This is a genomic window from Paraburkholderia sp. RL18-101-BIB-B (genome assembly GCF_046026985.1).
In the GTDB taxonomy this organism is placed as follows: domain Bacteria; phylum Pseudomonadota; class Gammaproteobacteria; order Burkholderiales; family Burkholderiaceae; genus Paraburkholderia.
Genome location: NZ_JARESV010000177.1, coordinates 1 through 775, shown reverse-complemented (window position 1 = coordinate 775; position 775 = coordinate 1). Strand labels below are relative to the sequence as shown.

Below are 775 nucleotides of genomic sequence, written 5' to 3'. Positions count from 1 at the left end.
CGTGGATTTCGAGCATCAGCGGCGCGAAGAAGTCATCCAGTACATCTATCGCAAATACGGTCGCGACCGCGCCGCAATTGCCGCTGCGGTTTCGACCTACCGACCGCGTGGCGCGCTCCGCGAGACTGGCAAGGCCCTTGGCGTCGACCCTCAGATAGTTGACCTGGTCGCCAAGTCGCATCACTGGTTTGATAACAGTCAGGATTTGCTGAAGCGCTTCGCCGAGTCCGGGCTTGACCCCGAGAAGCCGCTTACGCAGGCGTGGGCGAGACTCGCGTCACAGCTCCTAGGCTTTCCACGTCATCTGTCACAGCATTCTGGCGGTTTTGTTATCAGTCGCGGCAAGCTGACCCGTCTCGTGCCGGTCGAGAATGCGGCAATGGCTGACCGCAGCGTTATCGAATGGGACAAGGACGACCTCGAGGCGCTAGGCCTCCTGAAAATTGACGTGCTCGCGCTCGGCATGCTGTCGGCCATCCGCCGCGCGCTGGACATCGTGTCGGAGCAACGCGGCGAGCGCTTTGAGATGCAAGACATTCCCGCTGAAGACCCGCAGACGTACGAGATGATTTCTGCTGCGGACACTGTTGGCGTGTTTCAGATTGAGTCGCGGGCGCAAATGAGCATGCTGCCTCGCATGAAGCCATGCACCTTTTATGACCTGGTCATCGAGGTAGCCATCGTCAGGCCGGGACCGATTCAGGGTGGCGCGGTCCATCCTTATCTGCAACGTCGTCAAGGATTCGAACCCGTGACGTATCCGAGTGAGGCGTTG

At 59.7% G+C, this 775-nt stretch carries 1 pseudogene; it reads left to right on the top strand.

Annotation, left to right across the window (positions count from 1 at the left end):
- A pseudogene (locus P0D73_RS46575) lies at nt 1-775 on the top strand (error-prone DNA polymerase); the annotation flags it as partial.